We start from the raw sequence: 20910 nt of genomic DNA on the forward strand, positions 1-20910 counted from the left end.
TCGGGTGAGCTCCACCCCTGCGGGGGGTGCGGCGCAGATCCGTCGTCGCGGGGACACTCCAACCGAGCTGCGCACGGCGACTCTGCGACTGCCCTTTGTCACCGCCCACTTCGAGGTCTCCCCGCCACCCGCGCCGGGCGGCCAGGTCCGGTTGGGGCCGTTGAGCCTGCCCACCCCGGGTCGCACCGCCTACTACCTGGGCCTGGGCACTCTGGCCGTGGTCGAGCTGATCGAGTGGCCGGTGGCGTTGGCCATCGCGGCCGGCACCTACGTGGCCGGGCATGCGGTGGGACCGCAGGCTGCTCCTGCGCGGGAGCGGGAGGCCGAGGTCGAGATCAGCGCGGAGCTGCCCATCGGCCTTGGCCCGCGTGGGCTGTGGCGTCGGTTCCGGCATGCCGAACACGGGCTCGGCGGGCTGTCCGACCGCAACGGCCACAGCGGGAATGGCCGCCACGAGCGTGGTTCCGGGGGGCGTGGTTCAACGGTGCCGGGTTCTGAGCGACCTGGTTCTGAGCGACCTGGTCACAACGGTCTCGGCGGCGGCGCCGCTCGGCCTCGCTTTCGGGGATAACCCCCCGCGCGTGAGACTGCCCGGCCCGGCCGCGGCCAGGTCCGCGGCGGCGGTGCTCGTCCGGATGCTGAGCGCCGAGCTGACCCGGCCGGAGCGGCGACCGCGGCGAGTATGGACGCGGGACGGCGACGCGCACATCGAGGTTCATCCGCCGTGGTCCGAGGGCACGCAGCCGGATCCGGCGGTCGCCTACGTCCACCGGCGCCGACTGCACCGCGCCGTCGTCGCCGCGCTGCATCGATTGGACGGCGTCGACTGGGCCGAGGTCGACGAGGCCCTGGGGCGGGTCCTGGTCAGCTTCGACTCCGATCGGGTGGACGTGGCAGAGCTGGTCGAGGCCGTCGCCGCGGCGGAGGCAGGCCTGCGCCAGGGTGCCCTCGGCGAGCCGGACCCGGACGGGGGGCGCGCGCGGGCCGACGCCGAGGGCGAGCGGACCGGCATCAAGGGCGAGCGGGATGGCGCCGAGGGCGATCGGGATGGCGCGGAAGAGTCGGGTGCCGGCGCCGAGCGAGGTGCCACGGCGGCCGCCGTGGGGGCCGATGACTGGGACGGTGACGGGCGGATGATGCCCCCCGGGCGGGCCGCGCATCCGGGGGATCCGGGGCCAGTGGCGGCCGCGATGATCGGACTCGGCGTGGACACCGCGGCGCTCGGCGTCGCCGTGGCCGCCCGAGTCTGTCGGGTGCCCGCCGTGCCCCGCGCCGCGGGAGCCGTGGTGGCGCTCGTGGATCATCAACCGTGGGTCCGGCGGGCGGCCGAACGCCGCCTTGGCCAGCATGGCGCCGATCTGATGATCGGCCTGCTCGGCGCGGGCGCGGGTGCGGTGACCCAGAGCCCGGACATCCTCGTCGTCAGCGTTGCCCACCGGGCGGCGGCCGTCGGCGAGCTGCTCGCCGAACGGGCGGTGTTCATCCGCCGGCAGCCCGACCTGCTGCGCCGCACCGCCCAGGCGGACCAGGTACTCGCCTCGCCCGCGGTTCCGTCCGAGCCGTTCCGTGCGGTCCCCGACCGGCCAGCCCTCCCGGACGCCCTGCCGCCGGTGGACCGACCGAGTGCCGTGGAGCCGCCGAGTGCCGCGGAGCCGACGGCATCGGGGCAGCCGCCCGGCGGTCTGCCTGGCCTGTCCCGACTACCCGGCGAGCTCGGCGCCCGCGCGCGGGAGCGCCGGCCCCGCCCGCTTCCCGCCGGCCCGATCGAGCGTAGCGCCGAGCGGATGGCCGCTGTCGGGCTCGCCGTCGGCGCGGCCGGCCTGCTCGCGACCGGCTCTCCGCACATGGGCGGCGAGCTGGTGCTGGCGACCGTACCGCGAGCGGCCCGACTGGGCCGGGAGGTCTTCGCGGCCACGGCGGCGCGGCGGCTGTCCGCTCGGGACGTGCTGACCCTCGATGCCGCCAGCCTGCGCCGGCTCGATCGGATCGATGCTGTCGTCGTCTGCGCACCGGTCCTGCTGGGGCAGCGGATGCGGGTGCTGTCCGCCGCCGATGCGGCCACCTGGTCGCGGGCGGACCGGCTGCTCGACGAGGTGGACCCGCGGCGGGTGTTCCACCCGGGCGACGTCATAGCGCGGGAGGGGGCCGCCCGGGTGGTGGCGATGCACGCTCACGGACCGCGGTCGGCGCTGCACCCATCCGGGCTACCCGTCGAGCTGCGCGCCGGCCGCCACCGGACGCGTGCCGTCGTCGGCACCGAACTCGACGGTCTTGCCGAGGCGCTCCTGCGCGCGGCCCGGTCCTGCGGCACCGTCGTGCTCACCGCCCACGCCAGCACGGCCGAGCTCGCCGCACTCGTCGACACCGTGCTGCCCGCGGGCACGGCCGCGGACACCGAGGTCTGGCGTTTGCAGGCGGCCGGTCGGGTGGTCGCCGCCGTGGCCGGGGGCGCGCGACCGGAGGCGCTGGCGGTCGCCGACGACGCTGACGCGATGTTCCGCGCGGACGTCGCCATCGGGGTGGACGCTCCCGGTGCCCGGCCGCCCTGGTCCGCGGATCTGATCTGCGCGGACGGGCTGGCCGATGCCTGGCGGATCCTGCAGCTTCCGCCGGTCGCCGCGGCGGTCAGCAGTCGGTCGGCGACCCTCGCTCACTCCGCGTCGGCCCTGGCCGTCCTCACCACCATCGCCGGGCTGGGTCGCGGGGACGCCGATGTGGGCCACGGCCGGGCGGCGCTGATCCGGCCCGCGGCACTCCTGCGCGGCGGGCCGGTCAACGCCGCCGCGCTCGCCGCGATGGCCCTCGGCGCGCTCAGCGCGAGCCGCGCCGACCGGCGAAGCCCTCCGGCGCCCGCATGGCGCACCGACTGGCATGCCCTGTCGGCGGACACTGTGCGACGCCGCCTGGCTGCCGCTGCGCGGGACCCGGCGGGTCTGGCCGTCTCCCGCACCGCCGAACCGGACTCCGCACGGCCGGTCCCGCCCGAGGGGACCATGCCCGTGGAGGCGCCGTCCGCCGGTCCATCGTCGGCGGGCCAGCCGGCCGCGAGGAACATCGACTCCCCGACCCCCGGAGGGGCCCTGGGCTCGATGGTGTCCAGCATCCGTGGGCTCCCCGGCGCCGTGCTCTCGGACCTGCGCGATCCGCTCATCCCGGTGCTGTTCGTCGGGGCCGCCGCGAGCGCGGTGCTCGGGTCGACGGTCGACGCGGCACTCGTGGCGGGCGTGTCGGTGGCCAACGCGGTGGTCAGCGGGGCGCAGCGGGCCAGGGCCGAGGCAGTGATGCGCCGGCTGGTGGCCCGACACACCCCGCTGGCCCGGTTGGTGACGACGGCGGGGACCCTGGTCGTCGACGCGGGTGACCTGCGCATGGGAGACCTCGTCGAGGTANGTGCCGCCGACGTGGTGCCCGCGGACGCCCGGCTGGTCCACGCCGAGTCCCTGGAGGTCGACGAGTCCTCCCTGACGGGGGAGTCGGTGCCCGTGGTGAAGGACATCNCCCCGACGCCGGGAGCCGTGCTCGCCGAGCGGCGCAACATGCTCTATGAAGGGACGACTGTGCTTGCGGGGTCCGGTCGGGCGGTGGTGGTCGCCGTCGGCGCTGCGACCGAGGCCGGTCGGGCGGGGCAGGCCGCGGTCGGCCACGACCGGCCGCAGGGTGTGCAGGCCCGGCTCGCCGACCTGACCCGGCTGGCGATGCCGCTCACCGCGATCAGCGGGGTCGCCGTGGCCGGCCTGTCCTGGCTGCGCGGCACATCGTTGCGGTCCGCCGTCAACGCCGGGGTGGCCGTGGCTGTGGCTGCGGTCCCCGAGGGGCTTCCGCTGGTCGCCACCGTCGCGCAGATGGCGTCGGCGCGCCGCCTGGCCCGGCTCGGAGTGCTCGTCCGCTCCTCCCGCACCGTCGAGGCCCTCGGCCGCGTCGACACCGTGTGCTTCGACAAGACCGGCACCCTCACCGAGGGGCGGCTGGTGCTGCGTGACGTCGTGGTCCGCGCGGCTGTGGCGCGAGGAAGGTCGGGCGGTGCCGCGGGTGGGCCCGGCACCCGGTGGCGGCGGGTCGCCGCAACGGACCCGGCCGCAGCGGCGGTTCACCGGCTCGCGGCCGCGGCCAGTCCCGCGCCGGGTGGACCGGTGCCGCACGCCACCGACCGGGCGGTGCTCGACGCCGCCCATGGGCTTGCTCCGCTGGGGGAACGCCTGGCGGAGACGCCGTTCGAGACCGCGCGTGGATACGCGGCCACGCTGCTGCGTGGCCCGGACGGGACGGAGGCGCTCGCCGTCAAGGGCGCCCCGGAGGTGGTGCTCGACCGCTGCGGGCTGGGGTCCGTCCGGCGGCGCGCGGCGGCATCGGTCGCCGAGGACCTGGCCCGACGCGGGCTCCGAGTTCTCGCCGTCGCCCGGGCGGACCACCCATCGTCCGAGCGGACCTCGTCCGAGCGGACACTTCCCGACGAGACGTCGCCGGAACCGACGCCACCCGACAGGTCGTGGCCCCCGGGCACGCACCCGCGCTCGGGCGGGGGGAGCCCGGTGGGCGCGGAGCAGCTCCGCGGTCTGGAACTCGTCGGCTTCCTCGGCCTGGCCGACACGCCCCGACCGTCGGCGGCCCCAGCCGTGCGCCGGCTGGTCGAGGCCGGGATCCGGGTGCTCGTCGTGACCGGAGACCACCCGGTGACCGCGGGCGCGATCGCCGCCGAGCTCGGCGTCCCGGGGGCCGATCACATCGTCACCGGCGCGGAGCTCGCGGCGCTGGGCGACGAGGAGTACGCGCGTCGGGTCGAGGAGGCGACGGTGTTCGCGCGCATCTCCCCCGAGCAGAAGGTGCGCCTCGTCCTCGCGTTGCGCCGGCGCGGCCACGTCGTGGCCATGACCGGGGATGGCACGAACGACGCCGCCGCCATTCGCGCCGCCGACGTCGGCGTCGCCGTCCGCAGCCACGGGTCGGCGGCGGCCACCGGCGCCGCCGACCTCCTGCTCACCGACGCCGATGTCACCCGCCTGGTCGACGCTCTCGAGGAGGGCGCAGGCATGTCACAGGCGGTGACCGATGCGGTGTCCGTGCTGGTCGGCGGCAACGCGGGGGAGGTCGCGTTCACCGTCCTCGGCACGGCGCTCGGGGGGACGGCGCCGTTGAATCCGCGCCAGTTGCTGCTCGTCAACCTGCTGACCGACATGGCCCCGGCGATGGCGCTCGCCGTCCGGGGGCGCGCACCGCGGGGCGGGCGGCCCTCCGCCGTCGGCGGCGCCGAGTCCGCCCGGTCGGGCGGAGCTGTCGAGCGGGCGCTGCCCGGGACCGGCCCCGCCCGACAGGGGGGTGTCCGCCGCGGCGGCGTGGCGGCGACCGACTGGCTCACCGGCCCGCTGCGACGCATCCTGCTGATCCGAGGCGGGGCGACCGCGGGCGGAGCGAGCGCCGCCTGGCTGCTCGCCCGGGTGACCGGCACCCGGCGGCGCGCCTCGACCGTCGCGCTGCTCGCGCTCGTCGGGGCCCAACTGGGCCAGACTCTGACCCTCGCGGGCCGGGATCCGCTGGTCATCACGACGGCGATTGCCAGCGTGGTCGTGCTCGCCGTGCTGGTACAGACACCGGTGCTCAGCGCGCTGTTCGGGTCCCGCCCGGTCGGGCCGGTCGGCTGGTGCATCGCGCTGGGCGCCGCCGGCGCGGCCACCTTCGTGGCCTGGCAGGCGGCGAGGCGTCAGGGTTCCGAGATGCCGCCGGGCCCGCGTTAACCAGCCGGAGCTGGCTGGCCCGGCCGAGACGGCGGGTGTGCCGCCCGCCCGGCGCCCGCCCTCCCTACGACCGGGCCCGACCCGACTGGACTCGACCCGACCGGGCCGGGCCGGGTCAGGCTTGCTGGCCGGCCGGCACACCGAGCCAGCGGCGGACCAGGGTGGTCAGGACGAGGATGACGGCTGTCCCGACCACCTCGATGATCACTGCTGCGAGCAGATGGTTCATCATCGGACCTCCCGTAGCTGCCGTGGACGTGCCGCACGCGCGGATCCGAGTCCGTCGGAGCGGCTTGGCCGCCCGGGTCGACGCGGATCAGGGCATGCGTCGACGGACCCCGCGCTCCGATGACACCATGCGGTCCCAAGGTGAACGGAAGGCGAGATTCCCCGTTCGACGGTGTGACGTGATGGTGAAGCCGTCCGCGGTGAACGCCCGCGGACGGCGGCGGAGGGACCGAGTCAGCCGGTCGGGTCCGGGACGGCGGAGCGCGCGGCGTCGGACCGCGCTGCGAGCAGCGCGCCGACGGCGGCCAGTCCGGCCGAGATCGGGATGGCGACGGTCGCCGGCCGCGCCCCGGCGGCGTCCACGACCATTCCGCACAGTGGCGAGCTGACCGCCGCGGGTCGCCGGGCTGTCGGGGGCAGTGGGCGCCACGGCCGGCACTGGCGGTGCAGGAATGGTCCGAACGGGCGACGAGCCTGCCGGAACGGGCGGCTCGGCCGGCCTGGGGGAGGGGCGCCTCTGGGGGACGGCGTCGTCGTCGTGAGAAAGATTCATGGATGCGTCCGCGGGCCACAGCGCACAGCGGGCGCGAATCCGGCGGGGTGACGAGCCCCGGCAACGTCCAGCCCGCGGCATGGACGCCGACGCGGCGACCGTCCGGGCCGCCGACGCGCGGCGAACGCGTCAACGACCGCCGCCCACACCTGCCACGACGGCGGAAAACCGGACGGCGAGTTGCAACGCACCCTACCAGGCACGATGCGGGCGATTCGGGCGCGTCGCCGCGGTCACGGGCCCGATGGTGGCCGTGCTCCCCGCCCTGAAGGCGTGCTTCGTGCTCCGCTAGCGTGAGGCGCGTGGAGGGGTGCAGACGGATGACGCGACCAGACCGGACCCGACGCGCGAATGACCCGCTGACCGGCATGCAGCCCAGGCACGGACTGCAGTCCGGGCGCAGCGGGCCCGCGGGCCCCGACCGGCGCCCATGAACTATTTCGAGGGCACGGTTCTCGGGCTGGTCCAGGGGCTGACCGAGTTCCTTCCCGTCTCCTCCAGCGCCCACCTGCGGATCACCGCCGCGCTGGCCGGCTGGGACGATCCTGGCGCCGCGTTCACCGCGGTCACCCAGATCGGCACCGAGACCGCGGTGCTGATCTACTTCCGCCGGGACATCGCGCGGATCGTGCGGGCCTGGGCGCTGTCGTGGACCCGCCGGGAGATGCGCAAGGACACCGACGCCCGCATCGGTTGGCTGGTCATCCTCGGCACGATCCCGATCGGTCTGCTTGGCGTCACGTTGCAGGACGCCATCGAGGGCCCGTTCCGGGACCTTCGCCTGATCGCGACGACGCTGATCGTGCTCGGTCTCATCCTCGGCGGCGCGGACTGGTATGCCTCGAAGGGCCGCCCGCGCGGGCGGCACTCGCTGCCGCGGCCGCGCAAGACCCTCCCCGATCTGTCGGTGCGCGACGGCCTGCTCTACGGGCTGGCGCAGTCGGCCGCTCTCATCCCGGGCGTGTCCCGGTCGGGGGCGACGATCAGCGGCGGGCTGCTGCTCGGCTACACCCGGGAGGCGGCCGCGCGCTACTCGTTCCTGCTCGCGATGCCCGCGGTGCTCGCCTCCGGCGTGTTCGAGCTGAAGTCGATCGGCGGTGACGGCGAAGAGGTGTCCTGGGGGCCGACGATCGTCGCCACGATCGTGGCGTTCGCCACCGGCTACGCGGCCATCGCCTGGTTCCTGCGCTACATCTCGACCCGCAGTTTCGCGCCGTTCGTGCTGTACCGGGTCGCGCTGGGGCTGCTGTTGCTGGCGTTGCTCGCCGGGGGCGCGATCAGCGCGGACGCGGGTGCCGCGACCGACTGACGACCCGCGGACGGACCTGCCGCGGTCGCGTCAACTACGGTGGGCTCGCAGCCCATGCGGCGTATGGAACGCGACGCGCGGTGGGCGGGGGTGCGGGGTACCTGCTCGGCGCGGTGGCGGGGAACACGGCGCCGAGGAAACACGGCGCCGAGGAAACACGGCGCCGAGGAAACACGGCGCCGAGGAGACACTGCGCCGCGGGGACGCGGCATGCCGGGACGTGGCCGTCCCCGGGCACGCGCATGGATCCGCGGTGCGCGCGCCGACCGCCTGCCGGACCCGGGCCCAGCAGGCGATGCCCGACGCCGCCGCCGAGCTCTTGGTGGCGGCCGCGACGGAGCGTGGAGGACGCCATGAATCGGCCAGGGGTCGCGGGAGCGCGGCCGTCTCCGGGACGGCACGACGACCCGGACACGGCGACCGGCGAGGTCGCGGCGGGTGGCGAGGTCGCGGCGGGCGGTGACCCGGCGGACCCCGCCGAGGCCGCCGCGACAGGTGATCCGGCGGACCCCGCCGAGGCCGCCGCGACAGGTGATCCGGCCGGCGCCGCCGCCCCGACCGTGGGATCCGTCGCCGCCGCCGGGTTGACGGCCGCCGAGGTCGCCGAGCGGATCGCCGACGGCCACGTCAACGACGTGCCGCTGCGCTCCAGCCGGACCCTCGGGCAGATCGTCCGCGCCAACGTGTTCACCCGGATCAACGCGATCATCGGCGTTCTGCTGGNGTTCGTGCTCGTCGTCGGGCCGTTGCAGGACGCCCTGTTCGGCGGGGTGATCGTCGCGAACACCCTGGTGGGGCTGTTCCAGGAGCTGCGCGCCAAGCGCACCCTGGACCGCCTGGCGGTGGTCGGGGAGTCCCGGCCGCTGGTGCGCCGCGACGGGGTCGTGGCGCCGCTCGCCGCGTCCGAGATCGTCCTCGACGACGTCATCGAGCTCGGGCCGGGCGACCGGATCCCCGTCGACGGCGTCGTCGTCGAGGCCGAACACCTGGAGGTCGACGAGTCGCTGCTGACCGGCGAGGCCGACCCGGTGCACAAGCTGCCCGGCGACCAGGTCATGTCCGGCAGCTTCGTGGTCGCGGGCGGGGGTGCCTTCCGGGCGACCCGGGTGGGCCGCGAGGCCTACGCCGCGCAGCTCGCGGAGGAGGCCAGCCGGTTCACCCTGGTGCACTCCGAGCTGCGCGCCGGCGTCAGCACGATCCTGCGGGTCGTGACCTGGATGATCATCCCGACCGGTGTCGCGCTGATCATCAGTCAGATCTTCGTCAACAATGACGACCTGCCCGAGGCGATCCGCCGGATGGTCGCGGGCCTGGTACCGATGGTGCCCGAGGGGCTCGTTCTGCTCACCTCGGTCGCCTTCGCGGTCGGGGTGGTGCGGCTGGGGCGCCGCCAGTGCCTCGTCCAGGAGCTGCCGGCGATCGAGGGGCTGGCCCGCGTCGACGTCGTCTGCCTCGACAAGACCGGCACCCTGACCGAGGCGGCGATGGACGTCGCCGAGCTGCGCATCGTCGACGCGACCGCGGCGACCGCGGCGACCGATGCCGACGGCGGTCCCGCGACGGAGGCGGCCCGTCAGGTGCTCGGCGTGCTCGGCGCGGCCGACACCCGGCCGAACCCCAGCATGCAGGCGATCATCGACGCCTACCCGGCGCCGGTGGGATGGACGGTGCGCGCGGACGCTCCGTTCTCCTCGGCCCGCAAGTGGAGCGGTGCCACCCTGGCCGACCCGGCCGGCACCGTCGCCACCTGGCTGCTCGGCGCGCCGGACGTGCTGCTGCCCGCCGGCCACCCGGTGCTCACCGAGGTTGACGGCTACGGTGCGCGCGGGCTGCGGGTGCTGCTGCTCGGCCGGTTCAACGCCCCGCTCGACGAGGCGTTGGCCGACCCGGCGAGCGTCCCGGCGGCCGTCGTGCCGGTCGCGCTCGTCGTGATCGCCCAGCGGCTGCGGGCGGACGCGCCGGACACGCTGCGTTACTTCGCCGAGCAGAACGTCGCGGCGAAGGTGATCTCCGGGGACAACGCGCTGTCCGTCGGCGCGGTCGCTCGTTCCCTGGGCCTGCCCGGCGCCGACTCGCCCGTGGACGCGAGAACGCTGCCGACCGATCCCGTCGGCCTCGCCGACGCCCTGGAAACCCATTCGATCTTCGGGCGGGTGACCCCGCAGCAGAAGCGGGCGATGGTCGCCGCGCTGCAGTCACGCGGGCACACGGTCGCGATGACCGGCGACGGCGTCAACGACGTCCTCGCCCTCAAGGACGCCGACATCGGCGTCGCGATGGGTTCGGGCAGCCAGGCCGCCCGCGGCGTCGCNCAGATCGTCCTGCTCGACAACAGCTTCGCGACGCTGCCGTCCGTCGTCGCCGAGGGACGCCGCGTCATCGGCAACATCGAACGCGTCGCGAACCTGTTCCTGACGAAGACCGTCTACTCGGTGCTGCTCGCCATCCTGGTCGTCGTCACCCGCGTGCCCTACCCGTTCCTGCCGCGGCATCTCACGCTGCTCGGCTCGCTGACGATCGGCATCCCGGCGTTCTTCCTCGCGATCGCCCCGAACGCCGAGCGGGCCCGCCCGGACTTCGTCGGCCGGGTGCTGCGCTTCGCGCTGCCCGCCGGGATCCTCGCCGCGGTGGCGACCATGGCGTCCTACCTGGTGGCGCGGTCGATCTACGACGATCTGAACGCCGAGACGTCGATGGCGACCCTGACGCTGTTCCTCATTGCGCTGTGGGCGCTGGCGATCGTCGCCCGCCCCTACACGTGGTGGCGCATCGCCCTGGTCCTGACCATGGCGGTCGCCTTCGTGCTGGTCCTGGTGATCCCGTTCGGCCAGAAGTTCTTCCAGTTGTCGCTGGTGGGAACGACCGGCCCGTGGATCGGGGTGGGCATCGCCGCGGGCGCGGCGATCCTGCTCGAACTCNTCTGGCTGCTGACCCGCCGGCACCTGTCGATCGCGGCCTCCAGGGATGAGCTGGCCGCGGCGCGACGCCCGTCGACGACGCAGAGCAACGTGCGGACCCTGCCGGCGCCGTCGGCGCCCGGTGCCCAGCCCGCCGCGCCGAGCGCCGGGCTCGGCGCGGACGCCCAACCCGAGGCTCGGGGTGAGGTCACCGCGGAGGGAGGGACGCCGGGGGCTCGCGCCTGACACGTGCGCCGCGAGGCGAGGGCGGGACGGGAGGGGGCGCGCTGGCCCGTGGGCGCCGCTGCGCCGGTCAGAACCGGGGACGGGCGGCTCGGGCAGCGGACCTCCCGGTGACAGCCTTCCCCGTCGCGGGCTTCGGCGGCTGCTTTGACGGCTGCGTCGACGGCTGCGTCGGCAGCGGTGTCGGCAGCCGGCTCGCCGGGGGCGGCTCCTGCCCGCCGGCCGGGCCGCCGTCCGACTCCCGTCGGGTCTGCGGGATCGGTCCGGCCAGGCCGCCGGCCTGCTTGGCCGGCCTGCTCGACCCGCGGGTGCCCGGGGCGCCGACGGTCGCGAGCGGGGTGCGCAGGGCGGCGAGGGCGAGGGCGCTGGCCGCGGCGGAGGCGGTGAGGATGGCGGTGGCTGCTCCTTCGACCGCGGCCGGGTCGGGGAGGGCGAGGCGGGCGAGGAGCAGGCTGACGGTGTAGCCGATGGCGGCGAGCAGGCCGAGGGGGACGAGGTGGCGCCAGCGGACGCCGTCGGGCAGCCGCGCGAGGTGGAGGCGCACGGCGAGCCACGCCCCGGCGGGGACGCCGAGGAGCTTGCCGGCGATGAGCCCGATGGCCACCCCTCGGCTGATCGGGTCGGTGACGACGTGCAGCAGGGCCGAGGGGGCGAGGGACACCCCCGTGGAGGACAGTGCGAACGCGGGGAGGACCACGGCCGCGCAGAGCGGGCTGAGGTGCCGTTCGAGCCGGATGGCCGGCGCCTCGGGTTCGCCGGGGTCGGGTCGGGCCCGCACCAGCAGGCCGAGGGCGACGCCGGCGACGGTGGCGTGGAGGCCGGCGGCGTGCACGCNGACCCAGGTGGCCACGGCGAGNGGGANGTGCAGCAGNGGTGAGCCCCAGCGCCGGCGGTGGGCGAGGGCGGTGGCGGNGAGCAGGGCGGCGGCGGCGGCCAGCCAGCCGGGGTTGATGCCGTTGCTGAAGCCGACGGCGATGAGCAGGATGCCGCCGAGGTCGTCGGCGACGGCGAGGCCGAGCAGCACGGTGCGCAGCCCCGCCGGGGCCCGGTCGCCGGCCAGGGACAGCACCCCGAGGGCGAAGGCGATGTCGGTGGCCACGGGGATGGCCCAGGCGCGTCCGGCGCCAGGGGTGTGGTGGGTGAGGGCCAGGCAGATCAGGGCGGGGGCGAGCATGCCGCCGGCCGCGGCGGCGACGGGCAGTGCCGCGCTGGCGCGGTCGGCCAGGGCGCCGACGGTCAGTTCGCGGCGTAGTTCCAGGCCGACGGTGAAGAAGAAGACGGCGAGCAGGGCGTCGGCGACCCAGTCGGTGACGTGCAGGTCGGCCAGGTGCAGCCAGGCCGGGCCGAGACCGGCCGGCGTGGACCACACCGCGNGGTAGNNGCCGGGNGCGACGTTCGCCCAGACCAGGGCGGCCACCGTCGCACCGACGAGGAGCAGCCCGCCGGTGGTCTGCGCCCGCAGGAACCCGGCGAACCGGTCGCGATCTGCCCCTCGAGTGCCGCCGTGCAGTCGTCGCGGCCACCGGGCCGGATCTTTTTTCTGGCCTGGGACAATTGCCTGCTTCTGTGCAGTTCGGCGGCGGACTGGGCCCGGTTCAGGGGGCGGTTGCGACACGTGACTGCTCCTCCGTCGCGGCCGCCGCGCGACGGCACCTGCGGATCGGCGGCGGATTTCCGGCCGCCTGGTAGATCGTAACGAGGAATGCCTTCTGCTGTGGTGTCGATGGCGATGACGCCACGTCCGGACCCGTTGTCGAGGGCATTTCCGGGGGTCGTGGCAAGTCCGGGCGTACAGCCAGGCGACGGGCCATCGGCTCCGCCGACATTCCGCCGGTGACCTGCCTCGGCCCGGGATTTGCCGGGAAATGGGCTGCCAATACGGCGGGAACCGGCGATGTTCTATTCCGTGCACGCTTACGCGCCCGTGCCGGCACGCACCACTTTCGGCGGAAAACGGGTGCCGGGGCGACGGGTGGCGGCGAATGTCTGCCCGGCAGGGCACCCGGCGAGAACCCGGCGAGAACCCGGCGGTGGTCGACCGCCGCGATGCGAACGTGACGGCGGTGCGCGGTATCGTCGCCGGCCCGGCTGGCGAGACGCCGTCGTGGGCGCCGTCAGCCGCCGCCCCCGGCCGAAGCGCGCCCGCCGCCACCCTCGTCGTCGTCCGCGGCGTCCCGGGGCGCGGGAGGCGTGGTGGTGATCGGCCCCCCGGCGGCCGTGACCGCCGGGCCGATCGTCGCCGCGGTACGGCGGCGGGTCGGGCCGCCGGCGAGCCGGGCGAGGTAGGCGTTGTACGCGTCGAGTTCCGCGTCGACGTCGCCGGCGGCGGCGATCCGGCGCTCACGGGCCCGGGTGCGCCGGTCGTCCATCCGCGACCACTGGATGACCAGCACGATGAGCACGGCGAACGTCGGCAGCTCCCCGAACGCCCAGACGATGGCGCCGGCAGTGTGCTGGTCGCTGAGCGCGCTCACCCCCCACGGCCGCACCAGCCGGCCGTACCAGCCGGCCGCGAGCAGCGACGACTCACTCATGATCGCTATTCCGAGGAAGGTGTGGAACGGAACGGCGCTGAGCAGCATGATGATCCGCCCCGGATGCGGCAGCCGCCGCGGCAACGGGTCGACCCCGATGAGCAGCTCGAAGAACAACACGCCGACCGCGAGGAAGTGCACGTTCATGTANAGATGGCCGAGATGGTTGTGCATCAGCGTGGTCAGCAGCGACGTCAGGTACAGCGCGTAGAGGCTGCCGATGAAGTTCGCCGTCACCCACGCCGGATGGGTCAGCACCCGCACCGGCCAGGAGTGCAGCAGCGCCACCAGCCACTCCCGCGGCCCNCTGGGGTGCGGGGCCCGTGCGGGGTGCATCGCCCGCAGCGCCAGGGTCACCGGCGCGCCGAGGACGAGGGGGATCGGGGCGAGCATGCTCAGCAGCATGTGCTGGGTCATGTGCACGCTGAGCAGGACGGGCCCGTAGCGCCCGAGCCCGCTGGAGGTGGCGAAGACGACGACGGCCAGACCGGACAGCCAGGCGATGGTGCGCCCCACCGGCCAACGGACGCCCCGGGCGCGCAGCCGCAGCAGCCCGGCGAGGTACAGCCCGGCGGCGATCACCGAGGCGCTGAGGAACACCCAGTCGATCCGCCAGTCGGCGGCCAGCCGGACGGCCGTCACCGGCGGCGGCATCGGGTAGCCGAGCAGCGCCCGGGTCGGGTCGGCGGGGACGAGGGCGTCGTCCACCGGCGGCGCCGTGCGGGACAGCCCCACGGCCAGCCCCAACGTCGCCGTCAGCACGGTCAGTTCCACGCCCGCCAGGCGGATGAACCGACCGACCGTCCCTGCTGTGGTCCCGGCCTCTGCCGTGGCCCCAGCCCCCGCCGCCGTCCCGGCCGCCGTCGTGGTCTGCGGGGTGGCCGTGGCGAGCCGGGCGACGACGTGGCGGCGCAGCAGACCGCCCAGCACGACCGCGGCGATCAGGCCCACCGCCTTGAGCGTGACGAGCAGGCCGTAGCGGGTCTCCCACAGCGGCGCGAATCCGCCGAGCCGCAGCGCGGCCCCGCCGATCCCGCTGACCGCGGTCACGGCCGCCGCGCCGGCCGCGAACCGGCTGTGCCGCCGCAGCGCCGGCCCGAAGGAACCGGCGGGCAGCCGCACGGCGGACAGCAGTCCCAGCAGCCCACCCACCCACGCCGACGCGGCGAGGATGTGCACGGCGAGCGCCACCACCGCGATCGCGTGGTCACCAGACGTGGCGGCGTGCCCGGCGAGGACGGGCGGCAGCAGCCCGATGGCGGCGAGGGCGAGCAGCACGCCGGCCGCGGTCGTCGTCGTCACCGTGCGGCCCACGATCGCCACCACGGCGGCGAGCGCGGCGACGGTGAGCAGGGCGCGGCCCTGCTCGGTCGAGGCGANGAACGAGCGCAGCGCGTGCAGGTCGAACACGTCCCCGGCCGGCTGCGCGGAGACGTCGGACAGGGTGAACACCAGCTCCGCCAGCGTGGCGATCAGCCATACCACCGCGGCGTCGGCCGCGTACCGCCCGCAGCGGCGCGCGGTCGACGTCAACGGCCGCTGGCGGGACCCGGCCGCGCGTTCCGGCAGGGCGTCACCCGCGCGAGCCGTCGCCGCAGCCCCTGTGCGCGTCGCCGCGTCGCCGGCCCGCGTTGCCGTCGCGTCCGCGCTGGACGGCTCGCGGTCGCGGCGCACGGGGACGCGCCGGGCTGGAAGCAGGACCGCGGCGGCAAGCAGCCAGCCGAGCGTGGCGACCGAGGCGATCCGGCCCACCAGCCGGGCGAACGGCAACGCCCAGTAGGTGCCCTCACCCGACGAGGGCAGCCCGGGCAGCCGGAGCGGACCCGGGCCGAAACCGACGACGAGAGCCAGCACGGCACAGCCGGCCAGCACCGCGACGGGCAGCGCGCGGGCGACGGCACCCGCGGGCCGGGTGGCCCCCGGCGTCGGCGCCTGCGCCGGGAAGGCGTCCCCCGGCGGGCGGACCTCCGCGGCGACGGGGTCGTCGGTCGAGGTGGGCGGGCCCGCCGAGGCGGAAATGTCCATGGTCAGCGCGCTCCGGGTTGACGACGGCGCAGGATCAGGAAGACGAGCAGGCCGCCGACGATGATGACGACAACGGCGGCGATCACCACGAAGATGGCCCCGCCGACACCCCCGCCGTCCCCATCGTGCGCGCCGGTGGCGGGCGCGGTCGAGGCGGATCCGCCGGGGACCGCCGCGGTCCCCGCGCCAGGCGCGGTCGTGGCGGGCGCCGCGGTGGCCGCGCCGAGGCCGGGGGCCGCGGCGCCGCTTCCGGCCGGCGACGCGGAACCGGCGCCGCCGCCCTGCGGGCCCGCCCGCCCGGCGACGGTGAACGTGAACGTCCCCCCGACGGGATGGCCGTCCTCGGAGACGGCCTGGTAGGAGACCGTATAGCGCCCGCCGGCCAGCGCGGTGAGCGGCTGGCGGACGGCGGCGCCCTCGACCACGGTGGCGCCGCCGGTCACGCTCGTGCCGTCGGCGCTGGTCACGGCGACGTGGGTGTAGCGGGACGAGACGGACTCGTTGAAGGTCAACATGATCTCACTCGGCGCGGCGGGCAGCACGCTGTCCGCGGCCGGTGTGGTGGCCACGAGCCGGGAGTGCGCCGCGGCGGGTGCTGCCAGGGCCAGCAGCAGCGCGGGCAGGATCGCGGCGACGACGCCGACCGCGGCGGCGAGCCTGCTCCGTCGGGCGCCGCCGCGACGCGCGGAAGCCGTCTNCACCTGTCGTCGCACCGGCCAGATTCTACGCGCGGTAGAACGTACATCGTGGGCACTGCCGGGCGGAACTCGCGCACCAGCAGGGGCAACGTGTCCCCGTTGCAGGTTCTCGTCCCGCTTTGGCGCCAGTTCCTGGCACCAACTCGGTGCCACGGGAGATGCGGATCGCGAAGTGCCACCACCTCACCGGCTGCGTGGACTGGTGCGCAGGCGGACGGTGAGGAGGGTGAGGTCGTCGGTGTCCACCGCGCCGTTGGCGCGCTGCGCGGCGAGATGGTCGCGCAGGTCGTCGCGCGGGCTGCGGATGATCCGATGTAGCCCGGCGAGGTCGTGGAGGGCCAGAGTAAGCAGCCAGCGGGCGACGGCATCCGTGGCGAGCAGCAGGGTGTCACCCGCGGCCACCGGGCCCGAGGCCCGTTCCACCACGGCGGCGTCCATGCTGGCCGCGAGCAGGTCGGGCTGGNCCGGCACCAGTCGCGGGGTGTCGGAGAACTGTTCCGGGGCGTCCAGTGGGAAGGCCGTGAGCACACCGGCGGCGGTTACCTGCAGCAGGCAGGAGTCACCGATGGCAATGGCCTTCCAGCGTGCGCGGCCCTGATCGTCGAACAGGAGCTGCAGCCCGAGGAACGTGGCGTAGGCGCTGGTCACCGCGCCGGGACCCTCGTCGAGCCAGCTGGGCCCGACCGCCGGGGGAAGGGTGGCCGCGTGCTGCCTGGCCACGGCGAGGAACCATTCCCGCAGGTCGGCATCGCTGGCCTGCGCCGGGGGCGGCTGGCGGACGTAGGCGCGGACCAGCGCCTGCGCCCACAGGTGCACGTCGCGTCCGGCCGAGGCGCCGTCGGCGACGGCGAACCGGCCGTGGCGTTCGCTCGCGGCCGCGCCGTCCTCGATCGGGTCGATCTCGTTCTTCGGCAGCCGCAGGATCCGCGCACTGCACCGAGGCGGCGCCTGCGGGCGCGCGGGGTCCCGCCGGCTGGTGGTCACCGCCGGTCGTCGGTCAGGCTGGTGCCGACCCGCAGTGCCAGCACGAGGTCGTCGGGGGCCGCGTTCGCCACGAAACCGCGGGACCCGGCGGAAAGACTGACGTTGGTGGTGGACTCCGCCCGTGTGCGCATCTCCGGCGGGATCTCNCTGGAGGTGTCGAACAGCAGGCGAAGGAAGTCGTCGCCCGCGGGCAGCTCCGCGGGGCTGGCCGGGAAACGCACCGAGGCTGACAGTCCGTCGGAGAGGCTGACGTTGAACAGCAGCAGGTCCCCGTCCCGGGTGCGCAGCGAGCGCAGCCGGTCGGCCCAGGTGCGCACCTCGTCGCCGTCCCCGTCGGTCGCCATCCCGTCGGTGATGTTGATGATGATCGGCGGGTGGGACCGCTGGTGCCCCGAGGCCCAGCCGCTGGCCAGCCGACCGGCCTGGTTGAGAGCCAGGCACATCGGTGTGTGACCGGACGCGAAGGGTTCCACCCAGACGGGCTTGGAACGTCCGTCCCGTTCCTCGTGCCGCAGCACCGAGGAGAACAGCTCCGGGATCGACACCAGCCACTGTCCGGTCAGCGGACCGCCCAGCAGCGAGCGCACCTCCTGCCCGCAGTAGCCGAGCACGGCCAGGTCGTAGTAGGCCCGCGGTGTCGGCTCGGTGTGGACCTTCCGGCATCGCCGCATGATCATCGCGATGGTGTCGTTGACGATGTCGGCCAGCAGCTCGGCCCGCGACACGTTGGGGCGACCGCCGACCGGCAGGTTCATCGAGTCGGACTGGTCCAACAGGAAGATCACGCAACCCGGGGTGGTGCGGTCGATCGACTGGGAATAGGGCACGGACCGGCTCCTAGCGGTGGGACAGGGGTCGTGGAGGGGCGGGGGTCGTGGAGGGGCGGGGCGGTCCTCACGAGAGCAGTGCCCGCAGTAGTCCGGTGCGGTACACGACGAAGACGACACCGAAGACGGCGAGGAACACGGCGACGTAGACGAGCGCGCGCGCCGGGCCCGACCGGGCCGCGCCATCACCCTCGTTCGCGTCGCTGTGCTCGGCCAGCCCGGCGCCGACGTCCGCCTCGCCGGGCCAGGACCAGGTGGCGTCGGGATCCGGCGGGGCCGCCGCGGGCTCGTCCCACCAGCGGTTGACGTCGTCGTGCCCGGCGGGGCGGAGGAACGATGCCGGCCGCAGGAGCCCCTCCGACCGGGTCCGGCGATACCCGTCCAGCAGGCCGGCCAGGTCCCGGCCGGAGTCGGCCGGGCCGTGACAGAGCTCCCGCAGCAGCGCCACGAGCCGACGGACGTCCTGGCCGGGACTGCTGTTCAGCCGGTCCCACAGCGGGGTCTGGTCCGGATGCGCGAGATCGTCGTCGGTGAACACTAAGTTCTCGCCGTTGTGGTAAAGCCCCCAGAGGTCCGGCTCGACGGCCAGCGCGCGTAGGGAAAGGTAGATGACCAGGGCGGAGAACGTGTCGACGGTACGGCCCCAGTCGCCGCGCCGCCGCCGGGGATGCTGGTAGTGCCGATGACCGGTCTCGTCCGGCGGCAGGTGGGCGACGGCCGGCAGCCAGACGCCGTCCAGGTCGACTGCCTTCAGCTGCCCGTCCCCGGTGACGAAGATGTTGTTCTGCTGCAGGTCGCCGTGCGCCACGTCGGCCGCCCCGAGCGCGGNGACGAACTCGGCCCAGTTCCAGGCCAGGCCGCGCAGCCCGGCCGGGTCCTTCTCGAGCACGTGTTCCACCTCGCCGGCCAGTGACCGGCCCTCCACCCGCTCCATGACGATCACCGGCCACCAGGTGCCGTCGATCTCGACGCCCTGGTCGATCCACTCCGCCTCGGCGAGCGCGGCGGCCAGGGACGGATGGGCGGCCCGCCGGGCAGCGAGCTTCTCGTAGCGACGGGTCGCACCGGCGCCCAGGTCCCGGGTCGGGCAGCGCAGCGCCACGCCCTGCGGGCCGCGACGGCCGAAGAAGACGACCGCCGACGCGCCGAGCGCGTGCAGCAGCGGCCCGGACCCGTCGCCGCCGGCATCGGCCCGGCCCGGCCCGGCAGGGCCCTCCCGGTCGAAGGTGACGCCGGTCAGGCGCGGATGCCAGTACGAGCCGCGTGTGACCGCCGCCTCGAACCGTCCGTCATCCGGCCAGATACGCACACCACTCACCATTGTCTGCGGCGGACAGCGGACAGCGAACAGCGGGCAGCGGCGACGCCCGAATGCGCGCCGACCCTGGAAGCAACGTCGTCGGAAAACCCGGCCTCGTGGCGGCCGGCGGCCGGAGCTGCCCGTATAACACATATTCACCCGGGCCGTTCCCGCGCTACCGGGCCAGCGCGGGAACGGCCAACACCATTGCTGCCCGACTATAGCCGGGCGCCGGCGAGAACGTCCACCGTTCGAACGCTGATGAATCCTGGGTGCGGCCGCCAAGGTCATCGAGACGGGCAACCCGCTACCGACGTTTGTCCGCTCGCAATCAGCTGCTCGGTGGCCGGCGCGGGCGTCCGTCCGGGCTGTGGTGCCGTTCAACAGGAAAGATATGGCGCCGCCAGGTCGGGGTGCCGCCCGTGGAGATGGGTGTGGCTATGATGATGGCGTCGGCGGCAGAATCGACTTGCGGGGAGATCAGGATCGATGGCTCGGGTTGTCTCCACTGACACGGCGCGCGACGCGATCGGGCGTATGCAGCAGATCATCAACTCCGGGCTCAGTCAGGAGATCCAGAACCTGGAACGCGAAGGTCAGCTGCTGAGTGACCCGAACAACTGGGACGGCGGCCTCGCCGTCCAGTTCCGGGCCGACATCTGGCCTCAGACCAAGACGGCGCTGGACAACGCGGTCACCCAGCTTGGCGCGCTGCAGCAGAAGGTCAGTCAGATCAACACGGACATCATGAATGCGGGCGGCAACTGAGCGACGTGCCGACGGCCGCCCGCCCCGCCGCGAGGCAACGAGCCGGTGCCGGTGGCGCCCTGCGCGGCAGGCGTTCCTGGGAGATGCGGCCGCCGAAGGCCGCCGGCCCGGGGTGCGGTTCCTAGTCGTAGACCGGGAGGCTGCCCGTCGCGGTGAAGGCGGGCGGCTGCGGCACGGCGAACGGCCCGGGCTCGGGTCCGTAGTCGTCGTCGGAACCGAACACCGCGTCCTCGATGCGATGGAAGAAGCCCCTGTGCTGCTTTTTCTCGGTGACGTGGTCGGCGTATCGGACTTTGGCCTCCTNCGCCATCGCCTGGCTCCACAGGGCGGCCAGGGTGCGGGCGTCGTCCCGCATCGCGGTACTGAGATGTGTGTCACTGCCCTGTTCGGCGGTCACACTACTGCGGAACTCCGTGACATAACGGCCCTGCCAATGGCGCAGGGCCGTGGTCGCGGCGGTGTCCCGCTTTCCGCGGAAGGTGTCGACGCCGTCGGCCAGGCCCCACAGCCGTCTGGCCAGCTCAAGTGCGCCCGCAAAGTCGAAGACCACGTGCTGGCCGCCGTGAACACCCATCCTGGGCCTCCCCCGGGAATCAGCGGAACGTTCGGGGCATTGTAGGGCCCCCGGCAATGGGATGTGCCCGGACGACCGAGGAAGACTTTGTTCGGATCCGCGGAGTCCTCGGTCAGCGGATGGGGACTCGNCCCGCGAAGTTCGGGGAGAAAGGAAGACGATCGTGGCCACCAGCTCCGCGGACCCCGAGGACCTGGGCACCTACGTCACGGACGCCACCGCGGCCCGCACGACGCTGGCG

Annotated in this window: 6 protein-coding genes and 11 pseudogenes; 9 read left to right on the plus strand and 8 right to left on the minus strand. The window is 74.7% G+C overall.

The annotated features are described in order from the left end of the window. Positions 1-4 precede the first annotated feature (4 nt). The 4 genes and pseudogenes from FF86_RS31625 to FF86_RS41700 all read left to right on the plus strand — a co-directional run. A complete protein-coding gene (locus tag FF86_RS31625) occupies positions 5-571 on the plus strand; it encodes a hypothetical protein (protein ID WP_242418269.1) in 567 nt (188 codons plus the stop codon). 10 nt (positions 572-581) lie between these two features. Further along, positions 582-3389 (plus strand): annotated as a pseudogene (locus tag FF86_RS41690) (cation-translocating P-type ATPase); the annotation flags it as partial. Position 3390: 1 nt separating this feature from the next. Next, positions 3391-3497 (plus strand): annotated as a pseudogene (locus tag FF86_RS41695) (hypothetical protein); the annotation flags it as partial. 1 nt (position 3498) lies between these two features. Then, a pseudogene (locus FF86_RS41700) lies at positions 3499-5729 on the plus strand (cation-translocating P-type ATPase); the annotation flags it as partial. Between the two features lie 462 nt (positions 5730-6191). Here FF86_RS41700 and FF86_RS61930 read toward each other — a convergent pair. Beyond that, positions 6192-6320 (minus strand): hypothetical protein, encoded by a 129-nt coding sequence (locus tag FF86_RS61930; RefSeq protein WP_255354284.1) that lies wholly within the window; start codon positions 6318-6320, stop codon positions 6192-6194. Positions 6321-6940: 620 nt separating this feature from the next. On the opposite strand from FF86_RS61930, the gene FF86_RS06230 reads away from it, so the two are divergent. The 4 genes and pseudogenes from FF86_RS06230 to FF86_RS41715 form a co-directional block, all read left to right on the plus strand. Next, complete coding sequence (locus FF86_RS06230; RefSeq protein ID WP_044884056.1) at positions 6941-7819, plus strand: undecaprenyl-diphosphate phosphatase; 879 nt, start codon at positions 6941-6943, stop codon at positions 7817-7819. Positions 7820-8172: 353 nt separating this feature from the next. After that, positions 8173-8542: pseudogene (locus FF86_RS41705) on the plus strand (cation-translocating P-type ATPase); the annotation flags it as partial. Position 8543: 1 nt separating this feature from the next. Further along, positions 8544-10130 (plus strand): annotated as a pseudogene (locus tag FF86_RS41710) (HAD-IC family P-type ATPase); the annotation flags it as partial. A 1-nt stretch (position 10131) separates the two neighbouring features. Beyond that, a pseudogene (locus FF86_RS41715) lies at positions 10132-10737 on the plus strand (cation-translocating P-type ATPase); the annotation flags it as partial. Positions 10738-11302: 565 nt separating this feature from the next. Here FF86_RS41715 and FF86_RS65440 read toward each other — a convergent pair. The 7 genes and pseudogenes from FF86_RS65440 to FF86_RS06250 all read right to left on the minus strand — a co-directional run. Then, positions 11303-11793: pseudogene (locus FF86_RS65440) on the minus strand (Na+/H+ antiporter NhaA); the annotation flags it as partial. 79 nt (positions 11794-11872) lie between these two features. Continuing rightward, positions 11873-12332 (minus strand): annotated as a pseudogene (locus FF86_RS41740) (Na+/H+ antiporter NhaA); the annotation flags it as partial. A gap of 15 nt (positions 12333-12347) precedes the next feature. Further along, a pseudogene (locus FF86_RS65445) lies at positions 12348-12514 on the minus strand (sodium:proton antiporter); the annotation flags it as partial. A gap of 559 nt (positions 12515-13073) precedes the next feature. Next, a partial coding sequence (locus FF86_RS41750) for a cytochrome c oxidase assembly protein (RefSeq protein WP_242418271.1) occupies positions 13074-13643 on the minus strand: 570 nt, incomplete at its 5' end. A gap of 1 nt (position 13644) precedes the next feature. Continuing rightward, positions 13645-13799, minus strand: a pseudogene (locus FF86_RS41755) (cytochrome c oxidase assembly protein); the annotation flags it as partial. Between the two features lies 1 nt (position 13800). After that, positions 13801-14819: pseudogene (locus FF86_RS41760) on the minus strand (cytochrome c oxidase assembly protein); the annotation flags it as partial. Positions 14820-15520: 701 nt separating this feature from the next. Next, positions 15521-16087 carry a copper resistance CopC family protein gene (locus tag FF86_RS06250; protein WP_255355719.1) on the minus strand — a complete coding sequence of 189 codons (567 nt, stop codon included), beginning with the start codon at positions 16085-16087 and terminating at the stop codon, positions 15521-15523. A 3729-nt stretch (positions 16088-19816) separates the two neighbouring features. On the opposite strand from FF86_RS06250, the gene FF86_RS06270 reads away from it, so the two are divergent. Further along, positions 19817-20095 carry a hypothetical protein gene (locus FF86_RS06270; RefSeq protein WP_044884053.1) on the plus strand — a complete coding sequence of 93 codons (279 nt, stop codon included), beginning with the start codon at positions 19817-19819 and terminating at the stop codon, positions 20093-20095. Positions 20096-20910: the final 815 nt, after the last annotated feature.

This window comes from Frankia sp. CpI1-P, assembly GCF_001421075.1.
Lineage (GTDB): Bacteria > Actinomycetota > Actinomycetes > Frankiales > Frankiaceae > Frankia > Frankia torreyi.

Bases quoted from the DNA above. Each gene is read 5' to 3' on its own strand.
- FF86_RS06230 (WP_044884056.1), top strand. From the start codon at position 6,941: ATGAACTATTTCGAGGGCACGGTTCTCGGGCTGGTCCAGGGGCTGACC.
- FF86_RS06270 (WP_044884053.1), top strand. From the start codon at position 19,817: ATGGCTCGGGTTGTCTCCACTGACACGGCGCGCGACGCGATCGGGCGT.